Origin of the sequence: Sphingomonas jeddahensis (assembly GCF_001981525.1) — a bacterium.
Lineage (GTDB): Bacteria > Pseudomonadota > Alphaproteobacteria > Sphingomonadales > Sphingomonadaceae > Sphingomonas > Sphingomonas jeddahensis.
On record NZ_MPSB01000018.1, the window covers coordinates 1 to 16,921 of the forward strand.

Annotated in this window: 14 protein-coding genes and 1 pseudogene; 6 read left to right on the forward strand and 9 right to left on the reverse strand. The window is 65.5% G+C overall.

Annotated elements, in window-relative coordinates:
- Positions 1–308 precede the first annotated feature (308 nt).
- Positions 309–571 (forward strand): annotated as a pseudogene (locus SPHI_RS15530) (IS630 family transposase); the annotation flags it as partial.
- A 627-nt stretch (positions 572–1,198) separates the two neighbouring features.
- Here SPHI_RS15530 and SPHI_RS13815 read toward each other — a convergent pair.
- Positions 1,199–2,251, reverse strand: a complete 1,053-nt coding sequence (locus SPHI_RS13815; RefSeq protein WP_076745543.1) for a zinc-dependent alcohol dehydrogenase — start codon at positions 2,249–2,251, stop codon at positions 1,199–1,201.
- Positions 2,248–3,255, reverse strand: a complete 1,008-nt coding sequence (locus tag SPHI_RS13820; RefSeq protein ID WP_076745544.1) for a lactonase family protein — start codon at positions 3,253–3,255, stop codon at positions 2,248–2,250. The genes SPHI_RS13815 and SPHI_RS13820 overlap by 4 nt, the downstream gene beginning before the upstream one ends.
- A gap of 180 nt (positions 3,256–3,435) precedes the next feature.
- Here SPHI_RS13820 and SPHI_RS13825 point away from each other — a divergent pair, with 180 nt between their 5' ends.
- Both SPHI_RS13825 and SPHI_RS13830 read left to right on the forward strand, forming a co-directional pair.
- A complete protein-coding gene (locus SPHI_RS13825; RefSeq protein ID WP_083720008.1) occupies positions 3,436–4,968 on the forward strand; it encodes an MFS transporter in 1,533 nt (510 codons plus the stop codon).
- Between the two features lie 158 nt (positions 4,969–5,126).
- Positions 5,127–5,381 (forward strand): hypothetical protein, encoded by a 255-nt coding sequence (locus SPHI_RS13830; RefSeq protein ID WP_076745546.1) that lies wholly within the window; start codon positions 5,127–5,129, stop codon positions 5,379–5,381.
- A 157-nt stretch (positions 5,382–5,538) separates the two neighbouring features.
- On the opposite strand, the gene SPHI_RS13835 is transcribed toward SPHI_RS13830, so the two are convergent.
- Entirely contained in the window at positions 5,539–7,005 is a 1,467-nt protein-coding gene (locus SPHI_RS13835) for a protein adenylyltransferase SelO (RefSeq protein WP_076745547.1), read from the reverse strand.
- Between the two features lie 406 nt (positions 7,006–7,411).
- Here SPHI_RS13835 and SPHI_RS13840 point away from each other — a divergent pair, with 406 nt between their 5' ends.
- A complete protein-coding gene (locus SPHI_RS13840; protein WP_233130939.1) occupies positions 7,412–8,266 on the forward strand; it encodes an undecaprenyl-diphosphate phosphatase in 855 nt (284 codons plus the stop codon).
- Positions 8,267–8,541: 275 nt separating this feature from the next.
- Here SPHI_RS13840 and SPHI_RS13845 read toward each other — a convergent pair whose 3' ends face one another.
- From SPHI_RS13845 to SPHI_RS13870, 6 genes are all read right to left on the reverse strand, one after another.
- The gene (locus tag SPHI_RS13845) at positions 8,542–9,954 is read right to left on the reverse strand and encodes a purple acid phosphatase family protein (protein WP_083720010.1); all 1,413 of its coding nucleotides are present in this window, start codon (positions 9,952–9,954) and stop codon (positions 8,542–8,544) included.
- Complete coding sequence (locus tag SPHI_RS13850) at positions 9,954–12,779, reverse strand: TonB-dependent receptor (protein ID WP_076745548.1); 2,826 nt, start codon at positions 12,777–12,779, stop codon at positions 9,954–9,956. The genes SPHI_RS13845 and SPHI_RS13850 overlap by 1 nt, the downstream gene beginning before the upstream one ends.
- A 123-nt stretch (positions 12,780–12,902) precedes the next feature.
- Entirely contained in the window at positions 12,903–13,328 is a 426-nt protein-coding gene (locus SPHI_RS13855; protein WP_233130940.1) for a reverse transcriptase-like protein, read from the reverse strand.
- Positions 13,325–13,864, reverse strand: coding sequence for an rRNA large subunit pseudouridine synthase E (locus SPHI_RS13860; RefSeq protein ID WP_076745549.1), 540 nt, complete (start codon positions 13,862–13,864; stop codon positions 13,325–13,327). Before SPHI_RS13860 ends, SPHI_RS13855 begins: the two co-directional genes overlap by 4 nt.
- On the reverse strand, positions 13,861–15,477 hold the full coding sequence (locus SPHI_RS13865) for an NAD(P)/FAD-dependent oxidoreductase (protein ID WP_076745550.1): 1,617 nt from the start codon (positions 15,475–15,477) through the stop codon (positions 13,861–13,863). Before SPHI_RS13865 ends, SPHI_RS13860 begins: the two co-directional genes overlap by 4 nt.
- Before the next feature lie 33 nt (positions 15,478–15,510).
- Positions 15,511–15,777 carry a hypothetical protein gene (locus SPHI_RS13870; RefSeq protein WP_076745551.1) on the reverse strand — a complete coding sequence of 89 codons (267 nt, stop codon included), beginning with the start codon at positions 15,775–15,777 and terminating at the stop codon, positions 15,511–15,513.
- 100 nt (positions 15,778–15,877) lie between these two features.
- On the opposite strand from SPHI_RS13870, the gene SPHI_RS13875 reads away from it, so the two are divergent.
- Both SPHI_RS13875 and SPHI_RS13880 read left to right on the forward strand, forming a co-directional pair.
- The gene (locus tag SPHI_RS13875; RefSeq protein ID WP_076745552.1) at positions 15,878–16,249 is read left to right on the forward strand and encodes a DUF6481 family protein; all 372 of its coding nucleotides are present in this window, start codon (positions 15,878–15,880) and stop codon (positions 16,247–16,249) included.
- On the forward strand, positions 16,246–16,914 hold the full coding sequence (locus SPHI_RS13880; protein WP_076745553.1) for a spermidine synthase: 669 nt from the start codon (positions 16,246–16,248) through the stop codon (positions 16,912–16,914). The genes SPHI_RS13875 and SPHI_RS13880 overlap by 4 nt, the downstream gene beginning before the upstream one ends.
- The last annotated feature ends 7 nt before the right edge of the window (positions 16,915–16,921 follow it).

Consider the following 16,921-nt stretch of genomic DNA (forward strand, 5'->3'; position numbering starts at 1 on the left):
TGGAGCAGCCCGGTAGCTCGTCAGGCTCATAACCTGAAGGTCACAGGTTCAAATCCTGTCCCCGCAACCAACCATCCCATGTGTCAAAACCGCCCGGCTCAACCCGCGGCGGCGTTTTTGTGCCTCCCTCACATCGCTTGCGCTTTCCGGACACAGCGACAGGCTGGACGTCAGCACGTCGAGCTGCTCTCGCAATTGCTCCCCAGGGCTCTCGCCACAGGCAACCACCCACACCCCGCAACGGTCGTGATATTGCCTCCCCTTCCGCGGAGCGCTTTCAAGCAGGCATTTGGGGGAGGCCGGCCTGCATGGCAGAACCGTATTCGATGGATCTGCGCGCGCAGGTGGTGGGGCAGTGAGGATGGCAGGCATGTCGTGCCACCCGGCTGCCGCGCGGTTCGGGCGGGGGCGCGGGCCTCGGCGATCAAGTGGATGTGGCGCTATCGGACGCGGGCAGCGCCGCACCGAGGCGAATGGGCAGCCACAAGCCAAGTCCCCTGCCCGGCGAGACGCGGGAGTGGCTGAGGGGGGCTTCACTTTGGGCGGACTGGTGGCGGAGCTGCCAGACCGACGTGCAGGCTGCTATTCCTGCGGCCCTATCGCCCGACCTCAACCCGATCGAGCAGGTCTTTGCCAAGCGCAAGCATCTGATGCGCAAAGCTGCTGAGCGTACCCACGAACGCAGATGGCGGCGCGTCGGCGACCTGGCCAATACCTTGTAACCTGACAAATGCCGCAACTCGCCCACCATTGTCGGATACAAGCCAGCGTGATGTTGTCCGGCTCGAGATTCAGAGCCGATCGTTCGGCGTGAACACGGCTCGTCACTCGCCGCCCGCTTCGGCTGTCGAGCAGGGCCGCGTCACATAATGCCCCGGACGGACGGATAATCGCCTCAGCAGTTCCTCGCGGTCGTTATCCCGCATCACAAAGCGAAGTCGCACATCCCGCAGCGGCGATCAGCCGGGTACGGTACCAGCGACACAGTGCGGAGCAGGCAGCGCCCACCCGGTTGGCGGCGCCGCGGCTTCGCCCGGCGCGCCGCCCGGCCAGCCGAGCCGGCGCCAGCGGCCCGCGACATCCGGCGGCGCAAACCGGCGGCAACTACATGCTTCTGCCGCTTGCCACTGACCCGCTTCATCGTGGCGAGCTGCGATAGCGCGGGTGCCCACATTTGGTGTTCGGCAAACCAGGATAATCAAATTTCCAACCCGACGAAAATAGCGCCGGTACGCTCCTTGTCCTGTGCCACATCGAACGCTTCATTGATGCGGTCGAGCGGAAAGCGGTGGGTGATCAGCTTCTGTGTCTTTAGCTTGCCGCGAGCGACCAACTGCAGCACTTCGCCTTGTTCCGGGTAGATATCGTGAAAGGCGAAGCTGGCGCTTGGGATCAGCGTGATCTCGGACATCTGAATGCGTTGCCATTCAAGCGGAATCGCGATCTCACCCTCGTCAAAGCCGCCGACGATCACCAGCTTTCCCCCACGCCGCACGAGCCGCGTGGCGAGGGGCAGCGTCCTCGGCATCGATTCACCACCGGCGCATTCGAAAACGATGTCGGCGCCGCGCCCGTCGGTCATCGCGCGTATCGCCTGAACTGCATCGTCAGTCGAGGTGTTGATCGTCTCGTCCGCGCCCAGCTCACGCGCGAGATCGAGCGAGTGGGCGACTGTGTCGATGATCAGCACGTCCGCGCCGCTTGCCTTGGCCAGCATCAACTGGCCCAGGCCGATCGGACCAGCGCCGATGATCGCGACCTTGGCGTTGATCGTCAGCCCCGACAGGTGCTGAGCATGGAGGCAGACGGCGTAGGTATCGAGCAGTGCCGCATCGTCGTAGCCGATCGTGTCGGGCAGCTTGTAGAACTTATGCTGGGGGCCGACGAGGAACTCGGCATAGGCCCGGCTCACGCTGGCGCGGCGGGTCGGGTAGAGATCCGGGCAGCGATTATACTGCTGGATACGACACCATTCGCAGGCGCCGCACCCTAGGACGGACTCGATCAGCACTCGATCGCCCACTGCGACATGAGTGACATCCGCGCCGACCTCCACCACCTCGCCTGCCATTTCGTGCCCGACGATACAGCAATGCAGGTGTTCGTCGGGCTTCTTCCAATGGCGCAGGTCAGTGCCGCAGATCCCGGCCATGCGCAGGCGCGCCTTGACCCAATTGGCCGCAGGAAGCGTTGGCTCCTCGACCTCCTCAATGGTGAAGCGTCCGTCGGCGGTCTTCAGTGCAGCTTTCATGTCAGAACTCCCAGGAAGGCGGCGCCCGGCACGTCGGCGCGCGCGTCCACCGCGCCGGGCAGGCCATGATCGTTGAGCGGCAAAGCAGTGACGCCGCCGTTCTTCTCGTGCGCCACCAGCAGGCGCTCCGCTTCGATCAACAGGAAGCGTGGCGAACTGCCGCCGCTTGTTGCGTGACCAAGCAGGTCGACCTCGCCATCCTCCCCGATCGCAAAGGTTGCGATGCTGTCGTGACCGCGATTGCTGACGTAAATCCGGCCCATGTGCGCGTCGAGCGCGATGGCACCGCCGAGGCTGCCGGGGCCGGCATCGCTTGGCAGCGTCGAGAGGATCTGACGCGCGGTGAGCGCGCCATCCTCCTCGATCCGGAGCACCGTCAGCGTCGAATTCAGTTCGCTGACGAGATAGGCAATCGGCAATCGCGGATGAAAGGCCAATTGGCGCGGACCAGAGCCCGGCGGCGCGACATAGGCGTCTTGGGGAATACCCAGGTGACCTGAGGCGGCGTCCATGTCGAACGCGAGCACGCGATCGATGCCGAGATCCGCAACGTAAAGCAAGCCACTCGCCGCGAAGCCGACCCAATGGGCGTGCGGCCCGTCCTGCCGTTCGGGCACTGGGCCGGACCCGACGTGCTGCTGAACCAGGGGCAGCGCCACGGGCGCCCCGTCCGGTGTGAGTTGGAATAGCGCGGTCGTGCCGCTTTCGTAATTGGCGACTGCCAGCAGGGTGGCGGTGTTGTTCAGCGCAAGGTGGCACGGCGCAGTGCCGCCTGACGGAACACGCGCCAGTTCATGCCAGCCTGCCGCGTCGACCAGCACGATCTCGCTCGCGGACTCGTCGACGAAGTACCAGCGGCTTGTACCTGGCAAGTTCACCCCGCTGGAAACGTTGAGGACCTGCGTCGCGGGTTCTCCTGCCACCGGATCTTGCGCGCTGCCGAGCGGGTAGATGCCGCGCGCACCCCTTTCCTCGTAACCGCCGGCAATCAGCGAACGCACCATACCATCTCCACGCTGCTCCTGCGGGGCCAGAAACAAACGAGCGGGCGGATGGTCGCGTGGCGTCGCATCACTAACCCGTCCTTTTTCAGTAACTTGGATTAGGGCGCTGGGCTTTGGTTCTGTCGACCACCCCATTTGGCTTATCAGAAACCACGCGCGCCCCCGCACGTTGCCCGCGGCATGAGCCTGCACCCGCAACCCGTTGTCACACCCGATGAGCGCGAGCGGGGGTTGCGCTTGCTCGTCACCGAGGCCGCCTTCTCCGGCGGCACTGCCGCGCTGACCACGGGCGTGATCCTGACCGCTTTCGCACTCCATCTCGGCGCAACCAACGTGATGGTGGGCGTGCTCGCCAGCGTGCCGTTCCTGACGCAGTTGCTGCAACTTCCGGCAATCGGGCTCATCGAACGCTGGCGCCGACGCAAGCAGATCGCGGTGTTCACCAGCCTGATCGGTCGCGCGATGTTGGCGGTGATGGCTGCGCTTGCATTCTTCAGTGGCACATTGCCGCTGCTCATATTCCTCGGCGCGCAGGTCATTCTGTGCGGGTTGGGTGCGGTCGGTGCTTGCGCCTGGAACGCGTGGATGCGCGATCTCGCGCCCGAGGACCGGATGGGTGCCGTCTTCGCCCGACGCACGATGTGGCTGACGGGCATCAGCCTGGTGCTGGGGCTGGCCGCAGCCCTTGCGCTCGACGTGACGCCGCCGGGTTCATTCAAGCGCGATCTGGTGTTTGGCGGGATGTTCGCCGCAGGCTGTATCACTGGCCTGATCAGCGCGCGTGTGGTGGCCGCGATGCCTGAACCGCTGATGCCGCCCGCGACCGGGCCGATCCACTTGCGCGAATTGCTCCGTCAGCCGTTGCGTGACAGCAACTTCAGCCGGCTGCTGATATTCGTTGCAAGCTGGCAGTTCGCGATCAACTTCGCGACGCCGTTCTTCACCGTCTTCATTGTGCGCCAACTTCACTTCAACATCAGCTTCGTCATGGTGTTGAGTGTGGTGAGCCAGATCGCCAACATCCTCGCGTTGCGGCTGTGGGGAACGCTGAGCGATCGCTTCGCCAACAAATCCGTCCTCGCGGTCTGTGCGCCCGCCTACATTCTGGCGATCGTGGGGATGATCGGCGCGTCACAATTCGGGGATCGCAATGTCGTCAAGCTCTGGCTGATCCTGCTGCATCTGGTGATGGGCGCGACAATTGCCGGCGTGACGCTGACCAGCACCAACATCGCGCTGAAACTGTCGCCAAAGGGCGCTGCCACCGCTTACGTGGCGACCAACGCGATGGTCACTGCGGTGGCGGCGGGGTTGGCGCCGATCCTCGGCGGCCTGCTCGCGGACTTTTTTGCCGCGCGTCAATTCGAGCTGGTCGCACGCTGGTCTGGCCCCAACGGCGCTTTCGCGCTGCCGATCGTGCTCACGCAATGGGACTTCTATTTCCTCATTGCGGGCTTCATCGGCATCTATGCCATCCACCGACTATCGCTGATCGAGGAACATGGCGAGATCGAGCCACGTGAAATGATGGGACAGGTGCTGAACGAAACCCGGCGCACCATTCGCAACATCTCCAGCGTCGCCGGCCTGCGCGGCGCGACCGACCTTCCCGCTGCGTTGCTGCGCGATGCTCGCCTGAGGGTGAGATTGCGGCGCGCACAGCAAGCCAAGCTGATGCGACGGCCCACGGCCAGTTCTCCGGATCCCCGATGATCGTGCAACTTCGGCGGCGGGCTCGATTATCTAGCGCAGGCCCGGCATGACGGCTCGTCAGTCGACTTCCTCTGCATAGCCGACCGCGACCCGAAGCTGCATTCCTAGAACGGTCGGTCGTCCGCGTGCGATCTGATCGCTGTGGGGCGGGGTGCGCCGTGCCGAATAGCCCGCCACACCGTGGCAGCGGCAATGAAGCGGTCATCCGGCAGGAGGGCGCCGAGAACGCCGCATCGCTGCTCCAATCCGGTGAGATCAACGTGGCGAGCGTCGCCCAACATGCGCTCGCTGCGCAGGCGCTGGTAATCCAGGCCGGTAACGCCAATCGCGTCGGCATCGACCAGCAGGGGGCCAACAGTTCTGCGCCTGTGAGTCAAAGCGGGAGTGCGAATATCGCCTTCATCCGCCGATGAACCAAGCGGCTAGCTCAGGCAGGGCCCGCATATCGCATAACGAAGCTCAATTCGGTGGAGGCAGACCGACCATTTGTCGGCGATCTGGACGCGAGCGACCGCTCCGCTACGTTCCCCGGAGCTCGCGGCGGAGTTCCGGGGCTGCCGGCCTTATGCGTCAGGTGCCACAGAAGGTCGCTGCTACGCGCTGATGTGGCAGCGGGGGCTGAGCGAGATCTTCGGCGGCAGGCTGATCCTCGAAGGGCCTCGAGAGCACATCCAGCATCCGCCGGAAGGGCGAAAAATCGGTTCGGTCGACCGCGGCCGCAATCATTGCCTCGACCTGATGGTTGCGGGGGATAAAAGCGGGATTGATGCGGTCCATGGCCGATCGGCGGGTCTCGGCATCCTGCACATCGCGCTCCAGGCGGAGGCGCCAATCCGCGGCCCAGTTGTCGAACGCAGTGGGATTGATGAACAGGGCACGCGCCGGTTCGTCATTGTCAACTGCGGCCTGACCGAGCGCGCGGAAGAATGCGGTGAAGTCAACCTGGTTCTCCGTCATGCCGGTCAGGAGAGTGTTGATGAGTTCGACGTCGCCCTCCTGCTCGGATGCGAGACCGACCTTCCGCCGCAGCCCTCCGAAATAGGCCTGCTCGAAGATCGAGCCGAAGCGGGCGAGCGCGTCCTGCGCCTCCTCCACGGCTGCATCCTGGTCGTCGTTGAGGAGCGGCAGGAGCGTTTCGGCGAAACGCGTGAGGTTCCAGTGGGCAATCCGCGGCTGGTTGCCGAAGGCATAGCGCCCGCCGCGATCAATTGAGCTGAAAACGGTTGCCGGATCATAAGCATCCATGAAGGCGCAGGGGCCGTAGTCGATGGTCTCACCCGCCACCGACATGTTGTCCGTGTTCATCACGCCGTGGATGAAACCCACCAGCAGCCAACTGGCAACGAGATTGGCCTGGGCGACGATCACCGCATCGAGGAGGGCACGATAGGGGCGCTGGGTCTCCTCGGCAGCCGGATAGTGGCGCGCGATGACATGGTCGGCGAGTAGCCGGATACCCTCTGCATCGTCCCGCACCGCGAAGTATTGAAACGTGCCCACCCGGATATGGCTGGAGGCGATACGGGTCAGCATGGCTCCCGGCAGGACGGTCTCGCGGGCAACCGGCTCGCCTGTGGTTACAGCGGCAAGAGCACGGGTCGTGCGGATGCCCAACGCGGCCATGGCTTCGCTGACGAGATACTCCCGGAGCACGGGGCCGAGTGCGGCCCGCCCATCGCCGCCGCGCGAGAATGGGGTTCGCCCGCCGCCCTTGAGTTGAATGTCGCGTCGCTGCCCGTGGCGATCCACGACCTCGCCGAGCAGGACAGCCCGTCCGTCGCCGAGCTGCGGCACGAAATTCCCGAACTGGTGCCCGGCATAGGCTTGCGCGATCGGCTCCGAACCGTCCGCGATCGCCCGCCCAGAAAGCACATCAAGGCCAGCCGGGCTGTTGAGCCATGACGCGTCGATGCCGAGCTCAGACGCGAGTCCCTCGTTGATCTGGACCAGCGCTGGCGAGGGGCTCTGCAGCGGCTGCACGGGCGCGAAGAAGCGCTCGGGCAGGCGGGCGTAGCTGTTATCGAACGGGATCTGCATTCTGCTACGAACCATTTGCAATCCTTGAAGTTTCATGGCTCCGCCCCATATCGCGGTTCCTGTTCAACAACGGAAAGGAGGTGGTCGAATGTCTCATTGTCACATGCCGCTGAAGGCGGATCGTCAGGACTCGGCCGGCCTCGTGGTAGGTCGCAGCTTCTAACGCATAAGCCGCCAGCGGCTGGCAATGGAAGGGTCGCTCCAGCGATGGGGCGGCCCTTCGTGCGTCTGGTGCCGGCGCTGCTCGTGCCGGGATACCACTCGCTCATTCTGTTTGCGCTGACAGGGTGACAGAAGTGCATTTGGCGGCCATGGCCATGGTGGTGATATTGGTAACCACCCTCGGCACTGTTGTGAGCGTCGGGCCGCTTGGCCGGCCGATCCGCTCCGGCAAACAGCTTACAGGATGCGGCGCTTCGTGACCGCTTCAGGCATGTGGATCGAGGCGGTCGTCCTGGGCCTGGTGCAGGGACTTACCGAGTTCCTTCCGGTTTCTTCCAGCGCCCATCTTCGCATCGTCGGCGCCATGCTGGCGCCCGGATATGATCCGGGGGCTGCCTTCACCGCCATCACCCAGATCGGCACCGAAGCTGCCGTCCTGTTGTACTTTCGCGAGGACATCTGGCGGATTGCCACCGCGTGGATGCGCACGCTGCGCAGGCCGACGGCCGCGATGGACGCCGACGCGCGCATCGGTTGGCTGATCCTGCTCGGCACGCTGCCGATCGCCGTGTTCGGGCTGTTGTTCAAGGATGTGATCGAAACGGTCTTGCGCGATCTTCGCATCACCGCCGCCATGCTGATCGTGTTCGGCGTGGTTCTCGGCCTGGCTGACCGCGCCGGCCGGAAGCAGCGCCCGCTGGAAGAACTCACCCCGGTTCACGGCCTGTTGTTCGGCCTGGCGCAATCACTCGCCTTGGTGCCCGGCGTGTCGCGCTCCGGCGGTACCATCAGCGCCGGCCTTTTGCTTGGCTATACGCGTGAGGCGGCGGCGCGTTATTCGTTCCTGCTGGCGATCCCGGCGGTGCTGGCATCCGGCTTTTACCAGTTATTCAAGAGCTGGGGCACGCCAGGGCCGATGGGCCCGGGCGAAACGGCACTGGCGACACTCATTGCCTTTGCCGTGGGCTATGGAGTGATCGTGCTGTTCCTGCGGCTGGTCAGCATGCGCGGTTATCTGCCGTTCGTCCTCTACCGCGTTGCTGTGGGCGTTGCGGTGTTCGTCCTCGTCGGCCTGGGCATCGTGCCGGCAACAGCCTAAGTACTCACCGGGTTCAAGTGGCACCGGCTAATCCGGCAGCAGGTGCCGAAAGCGCTTCGAATCTGCCGGCTCTGCCCGGGTGCGGCCTAATGTCATCGAACCGCGGAACCAAGAAGCTGGAGAAGGTCGCGCCCGGCCTGCCGCACGCGATCGCGCTGTCCGGCGCTCGGCGATCCTGCCTATCAGGCCCGATTGGCAGCCCCCGCCGCAATATGCGATTGCCCGCTCCGGTAAGAACCGAAGCAGGCGATCGTTTCACCCGGCGTGTTGCCGTTTCACTTGCGGCGCGCCACGCAGGCGCCGCCGTCCGGCCCGACATCGCCGTTGCAGGTGCGCACGGCCGGCAGCGGCTCGCTGAGCTCGGTCAGCCGATTGTTGCCGTCCGCCCCGCGCGTCAGATCGAAGCCGTCGTAGAGGACTCCGCTGGCCGTATAGGTGCGGAACTTGAGCTGCCCTTCTTCCACGTCGATGATCTGGAACAGCTCGGTCGCCTCGGCCGTGCGGTCGGGCTGGGTACGCGCACGATCGTTGAGGCCGTACATCTTCGATCCCGTGACCGACACGAGATAGACCGGGCCTTGGGTCGCACCCTTGGCGCGCGCCGCACGGCCGGCATCGCGGCCCGCTTCTGCGGTGAGGCGGCTGTAGCAATGGTCATGGCCTTGCAGCACCAGATCGACTTTGCGCTGGTCGAAGACCGGCTTCAACGCTCGCTTCAGCACAACGGTGTCCTTGGGCCGTGCGCAGGTGAAGATCGGCTGGTGGAACAGCACCACGTTCCACTTGGCATTGCTCGCCGCCAAAGTCGCATCCAGCCACTTGGTCTGCGCGTCGAGCGACCCCAGGTCGAGCGCCGCCGTGCCATCGAGAATGATGAAGCGTACGCCCTGGTAATCGACAAAATAGGTCGTCGGCTTCACTGGACCGGCGCCGTTCGCCGGCAGCGCGAATTGCAGCGGCCAATATGGCCCCAGCTTCCGGCTTTCCGTGCCGTCCGGCAGGATATGGTCGACATATTCGTGATTGCCGGTGGCGGGCAGCTGCGGGACCTGCGCATAATTGTAGCCGCCAGCCTGGTTCCACTCGCCCCATTCGTCGTCGTGGTCGAGATCGTCGCGCTGCGCCGTGAGGTCGCCGGCGTGGACGGTCAGCGCGATCCTGCCCGCGGCGAAACCCTGGCGAATGACGCGCGAGGCATAGGTCAGGATGCCATTCTGCGTGTCGCCCAGATACAGGAAGCGGAATGGCTTGAACGTCGCCGCCGCGGTGCGGAACTGGAACCATTCGGTCCAGCCCGCCGCGCCCTTCACGCGATAGGCATAGACGCGGTCGGGCTCGAGCCCCGCGAAACGCACCTGATGGTAGTTGGCGGCGCCGTTGGCGCTGTCGATCGCCTGGGTCGTGCCGGTGATCGTCTTCGCTTCGCGCTCCAGCGTGGGGCCGTCCACCGCCAGCACGATCTGCGCCTCCGCCGTGCCCTGCGCGCGATCGGTGCGGAATGCGACCGCCATTTCGCGCGCCGGATCGGCCCCGGCGCTCAGCACGATCCGGTCGGGGATCGACTTGGGCGCATAGGGCAGGCCCGGCGTCCGCGGCACCGGCGGGGTTGCCGAGGTCTGGGCCGCCGGCGTCTGGGCGAGGGCAGGGGCGGCGACGAACGTCGCCGCCGCGAGCAGCAGTGCCCGCATCAGAAATTGCCCCGGATGCCGAACTTCAGCGTGTAGGAATATTCCTCATACTGCAGCAGGCGGCGCGATACCGGCGCGTTCTGGTAAGCGACGTACTTGGCGTTGTTGATGTTCACCCACTCCCCGAACAGCTGAAAGTTCGGCGTGATACGGAAGCGCGCGCTCGCATCCAGCTGGAAGTGCTGGCGAACGTAGCGGTCCTCGTCCGCGATCGCCTGCACTTCGTCGAGATACTTGTCGCGGTACGTGCCCGCCAGACGGATGCTGACCGGCCCCTTCTCGTAACCAAGCACCGCATTGAACGTATGCTTGGAGGAGGCCGGCAGCATGATGTCGCGCAGGCCACCGGTGTCGCCGTCGAACGTCTGCCCGTCAGCGTCGGTGAAGGTGTAGTTGAGGTTGGTCAGCAGGCCATCGAACGGCGCGGGCAGCATCGTATAGACCTGCGAATAGCCCACTTCGACACCGAAGATCTTGGCCTTGCCCATGTTCAGTGGAATGTCCGCCTCGGTGAAGGCGATGCCACGATAGACGCCGTTGTAGGGCGCATCGTCGCCCTCGAACGTGACGGTGGTGATATAATCCTTGATGTCCTTGTAGAACACGCCCGCCTGCAACACGCTGGACTTGGCGAAATACCATTCGGCGCCGGCATCGACGTTCCACGCGCGATAGGGCTTGAGGTCCGGATTGCCGAACGCACCTTCCAGATCGTCGCCATCACGCTCGATGGAGAAGCGCGGCGCGAGCTGGCCGATGCTCGGGCGCACCAGGCTCTTGAACACACCGGCGCGCAGCACGACGTCCTTGGTCGCCTCGTAGCGCAGCACCGCGCTCGGCAGCCAGTCGGTGTAGCTGCGAACGACCTGATTGGGGGTGACGAGGAGCTGCTCGCCCTCGTCCGCATCCTCGTTCAGCGTCGCCACATTGCCGCGGATGTTGTTCTCGGTGTGCTCGACCCGCACGCCGCCGATCAGGCGGAGCGCGCCCGCCTGGTAGCGACCCAGGATATAGCCGGCGAAGATGTCCTCCTTCACCGCGAAATCCTCCGCCACGGAATCGAACGCCGAACCTAGCGAATCGAGCTCAAACCCGGCCAGGTTGCTCGACAGGAAGGCGCGCTGCCCCTTCTTGCCCACCACCGGGCCGAGATCGGCGAGGCGATAGGTCTGCGGCCCGGTGACGTCGGCTAGCGTGAAGTCGCCGTCGAAGCCGTCGAACGTGTCGACGTTCAGGTCGTACGTCTTCTCGCGCAGCCGCGCCTTGCCGCCGAGTTGCACGTCAAACGTGCCCTCGGCCAGCGCGAAGGTGCGGGTGATGTCGGTGCGGAAGTTCCACTCGCGATCCACCGCGCGGCTTAGCGTGGTACGATCAAAGGAATCGAAGCCATATTCGCTGGCCTGGTTGAACGCGCCAGCGTCAGCCCCGCCCACCGTGAAACGCGGCAAGAGATAGTTGGAATAATCAAAGCCGAGCGTCAGGTCGTCGCCTTCCTCGCCCTCGAAGTCGCGACGGAAGGTGATCGGGTCGATGGAACCGTTCTCCAGCTCCGACGCGCGCGACCATGCCGCCGAATAGCGCAGGCGCCACGGGCCGGTGTTGGTCTCGCCGCCGATCTGGTAGCTCTGGATGGTCTGCTTCTCGAAGCGATCCTTGAGGTCGCGCTCAACGCGGATGCGGCCGTCGGCGGCATCGAACGTCGCGCTGGTGCCAGTCGACGTGGCGGGCGCCTCGTCCATTTCGAAAATCAGCCGACGGCGGTCCTCCTGGTCAGAGAAGCGGTTGTAGATGCCACGCGCATAGAGCGTGGTGCCCTCCATTGGCGCCCAGTCGAGCGACAACGAACCGCCGGTGCGCAGGCGACGCACGTCATAATCGCGATACTCGACCGTATCGGCATAGCCGTTGCCGGCATCGTCGGTGTTCCAGCCGTCCATCTCGACATTGTCGGTCTCGAACTTGCGCAGATAATAGGATGCGCCGCCCGAGATGCCGAAATTGTCGGTGATGCGGGTCGAGAAATTGACGCTGCCCTTGGGCGTCAGCTCGTCCGAATAATGGTTGTACGATCCCTCGATGGAGGCGGCGAGCAGGTTCTTCTTGCGGGCAAAGGCGGTGGTGGTGTTGATCTCCACCGAGGCGCCGATCGTGTCGGCGTCCATGTCCGGGGTGAGCGACTTCTTGATCTCGATCGACTCGATCAGCTCGGACGCGACAACGTCAAGCGCGACCGAACGCGTGTCTGCCTCCGGCGCGGGCACGCGCACGCCGTTGAGCGAGGCGGCATTGAGGCTGGGGTCAAGGCCACGCACCGCGACGAAGCGGCCTTCGCCCTGATCGTTCAGCACGTTGACGCCCGGCGCGCGACGCACCGCTTCCGCCACGTTCTGGTCCGGGAACTGGCCGATCGAGTCGCGCGTCAGCACGCTTTCCACGCCGTCCGCACCGCGCTGCCGGCTGAGGGAACTGGCGATGTTCGCGCGCTGCCCGGTGACGAGGATGTCGCCGCCGCTGCCTACCGCCACGTCCTGGGTCAGCTCGCCGCTGTCATCGACGTTGATCGTCGTTTCGACCGGCTCCGCCCCGGTATAGACGACACGCAGCGTGTAGGTACCGGCCGGCACGTCGGGGAAACGATAGCGGCCCGCGCGATCGGCTTGGATGGTGCGGCCGAGCTCAACGATCGTCACTTGCGCGCTGGGCAAGGTGCGCGTGCCACTGGCGTCGGACACGGTGCCGACCACTTGGCCAGCCTGTGCGATCGCCGGCACGCACAGCAAAGCGGCACCGATCAGAAGGCGCGCGCGCGCCGTCGTCTTGAACATGAGTCCCCCCGGATGAATTGATCGGGGGCCTCTGCGGGACTTGTATGACAGCCGAATGCGAGTTTCGTTGCAGTGCGATGACGACAACGGTTGTGCCCGCGCGGCATCACCTTAGCGGCCGGACTAAGTGCGCACGACACGCGCGCCAGCTATCAAGGCGCCGGCACGTACATGGCTGGCGCGGCACACATCAGGCTTTTCCAACACGATGCCGGCAAGATTCTGCGCGCGTTTGATGTAGCGCAGGCGCAGGCGTCCCGGCATGCGCGGCACATGGTTGAAGGCGTCGAGATGCTGCCGATGCGCAGCCGGCACGCGAACAAGCCCCTTGGCCTGCGCGATTACCGCCGCCGCATCGCCCAGCAGAACCGCATCCGCGATCCGCAACGACCATGCCAGCTTCGCTGCCGCGATCAGAGCCAGCCATTCCGCCTCCATGCTGGTTCCGGCGCCAAGCCCCCATTCGACATGGCTTCGCCCACCGGCCACCACGGCCAACTCCATGCCGGCGGGCAGGGGGCGCAGCCCGCCGTCGAAGAAGATCTTCACCCTATCTGCCACTTGCCCGGCGCCAGATCGCCTAGCGTCCAGTCACCGATCCGCCACCGCACCAGCCTCAGCGTGGGAAAGCCCACCGCCGCCGTCATCCGGCGTACTTGCCGGTTGCGCCCTTCGCGGATCGTCAGCGACAGCCAGCAGTCCGGAATGCTCGCCCGCACGCGGATCGGCGGATCGCGCGGCCACAGCCCGGGATCGTCGATCCGCTCCACCTCCGCCGGCCGCGTCGCGCCGTCGTTGAGCGTCACGCCCGTGCGGAGCCGCGCCAGCGCCGCCTCGTCTGGCTCGCCCTCTACCTGCACCAGATAGGTCTTGGGCAGCTTGAACTTCGGATCGGCGATCCGCGCCTGCAACCGCCCGTCGTCCGTCAGCAGCAGCAGGCCCTCGCTATCCCGATCGAGCCGCCCCGCTGGGTAAACACCGGGCTGATCCACATAGTCCGACAGGGTCGCGCGGGTCGTTGGCGAGCCGCGATCGGTGAATTGGCTCAGCACGCCGTAGGGTTTGTTGAACAGCAGCAGCGTCATCCCGCCGCGATGCTCCGCGCCACCGCTTCCGCCGTCTTGATCCCGTCCACCGCCGCGGAGAGGATGCCCCCGGCATAGCCCGCGCCTTCGCCAGCCGGAAACAGTCCGATAGTGTTGAGACTTTGCCCATCCTCACCGCGCGTGAAGCGCACCGGCGAGGAGGTGCGCGTCTCCACTCCGGTCATCACCACGTCGGGATGGTCATAATCCCTGATCTGCCGGCCGAACACCGGCAGCGCCTCCCGCATCGCCGCAATCGCGAAATCGGGCAGGCACAGCGACAGGTCGGTTGGCTCGACACCCGGCTTGTAGGAAGGCACCACCGATCCGAGTGACGTCGATGCCCGACCGGCGAGGAAGTCGCCCACTCGCTGCGCCGGCGCCTTGTAGTTGGAACCGCCCGCGACATAAGCGCGCTCCTCCAACTGCCGCTGGAGCCTGATCCCGGCGAGCGGATCGCCGGGATAATCACGCTCCGGATCGATCGCGACGACAAAGCCGGAATTCGCATTGCGCTCGTTGCGCGAATATTGGCTCATGCCGTTGGTGGCGACGCGCCCTTCCTCCGATGTCGCGGCCACCACCGTCCCGCCTGGGCACATGCAGAAGCTGTACACCGTTCGTCCGTTCGAGCAGTGATGCGAGATATGGTATTCTGCGGCGCCAAGGATCGGATTGCCCGCCTCATGTCCGAAGCGTGACCGGTCGATCCAGGATTGCGGATGCTCGATGCGCACGCCGATCGAGAACGGCTTGGCCTCGACATGGACGCCCGCCGCCAGCAGCATCTCGAACGTGTCGCGCGCGCTGTGCCCGACCGCCAGCACGACATGATCGGCCTCCAGATAACCGCCGCCATTGAGGTGCAGCCCGCGCACCCGGCGCTCGCCCTTGGCGTCGGTCTGAATGTCCAGCCCATCGACCCGCGTCGACCAGCGATACTCCCCGCCGAGCTCTTCAATGGAGGCGCGCATGCTCTCCACCATGGTGACAAGCCGGAAGGTGCCGATATGCGGATGCGCCTCCGTCAGGATCTCGGGCGGCGCGCCGGCCTTGACGAACTCGGTCAGCACCTTGCGGTTCAGGTGCCGCGGGTCCTTGATCCGGCTGTAGAGCTTGCCGTCGGAAAAGGTGCCAGCGCCACCCTCGCCATATTGCACGTTCGACTCGGGGTTCAGGACGCTGCGCCGCCACAGCCCCCAAGTGTCCTTGGTCCGTTCGCGCACCACTTTGCCGCGCTCAAGAATGATCGGGCGGTGGCCCGCCTGCGCCAGGATCAGCGCCGCGAACAGCCCGCACGGCCCGGCACCGATCACCACCGGCCGCTTGGCATCCACTGGCGGGGCGGCGGGCAGGTGATACCGCGTATCCGGCGTCAGCTGCACGTCGCGATCACGGCGGAACCGTGCCAGCACGGTGCCTTCATTCTTCACCGCCACGTCGATCGTATAGACCAGCACGATGCTCGCCTTGTCGCGCGCGTCATGCCCGCGCCGCGCCACGGCGAAGCGGATCAGTTCGCGCGGGGTGATGCGCAGCCGGCGGCAAATCGCGGCGGGCAGTGCTTCGTCGGCGTGGTGGAGGGGAAGCTTAAGGTCGCTGATGCGGATCATCGGACGCGCTCTACATCGCTCGCGGGTCGATCGCTATTGCCCGTGATCGGACTCGATCAGCGGCACCACTTCGAAGTCGAACCGCGCCCAGCCGCGCTGCCGCGCCGCTTCTTCGCTGGCGGTCTTCTTGCCTGTCGCTTCCTTCAGCGACTTGGCATGGCCCCAGAACACTTCGGTCTTGCCGTTGGAAAGGTGCGCGACGAGCCGCCAATAATGGGTGAACGGCGCGCTGGTCGGCCCGATCGTCTTGACATAGCCATCGGCCATAGTGGCGGTGAGATAGCGCTTTTTCTTCGCCATCAGCGGCCCGCCTTGCGAAAGGCTGAAGAACCTAAGGCGTGGCGGGGTGTTTGCAAACTCTTTCTTCCATGATCGCGAAATTGTGCTAACGGGGCCGCACATGGCAGGATTCAAACTACCCACCTTCGATGACCGCGCGGCAGCTTCGCGCGCGGCCAAGGAACGCGCCCTCGAGAAGCAGCGCAACAAGCCTGTGCTCGATCCGGAAGTGGTCGCCGCGCGCGCTGCCGCCGCAGCCGCGAAAGAGGCTGCCGCGGCTGAGCGTCGCGCGGCTCACAAGGCTGCGATCGAGGCCGAAAAGCTCGCCAAGGAAGAGCAGCGCGCCAAGGCAAAGGCCGAGGCTGAGGAAGCGGCCGAGCGCGCCGCCGCCGCACGCCGCCCCGCGCCGCCGCCCAAGATCTCGACCCCGGCCGAGCTCAAGGCCGCGCGCGACGCGCGCTATGCCGCGCGCAAGGCCCGCCAGCGCGGGTGACCCCACGCGAATTGGTCGGCGTCGCCGAGGTGCCGGGCGGCCCGCCGCTCCGCCTCTTCAAACGGGGCGCCGACTTCATGATCGTGCTCGACCGCAACGAACTGATGAGCACGCGCATGAGCGGCTCGGAAGTCGCGCTCGGCACCATGACATGCGATCGGCTTGGCGGCCGGGCCGCGCCGCGGCTGCTGATCGGCGGCTATGGCATGGGCTTCACCCTGCGCGCGGTGCTCGGCCGGCTGGGCCCGGATGCGCAGGTGGTTGTCGCTGAGCTCGTCCCCGGCATCATCGAATGGGCGCGGGGCCCGATGGCTGCGCTTACCGACGGCTGTCTCGACGATCCGCGAGTCACCGTGGATATGGGCGATGTCGCCGAGGCGATCCGCAGCGGCAGTGGCAGCTATGACGCCATCCTGCTCGACGTCGATAACGGCCCGGACGGGCTGACCCGTCCCGCCAATGATGGCATCTATACCGCGCGCGGCCTCGCCGCGGCCAAGCGCGCGCTTCGCCCCGGTGGCGTACTCGCGGTCTGGTCCGCCGGCCCCGATGCGGCTTTTGCCCGACGACTCGCGCAAGCCGGATTCGCGGTGGATGAAGTGCGGGTGAAGGCCCGCGACAATGGCAAGGGTGCGTCCCACGTCATCTGGTTCGCCAGCGTCTAGCCCGTAC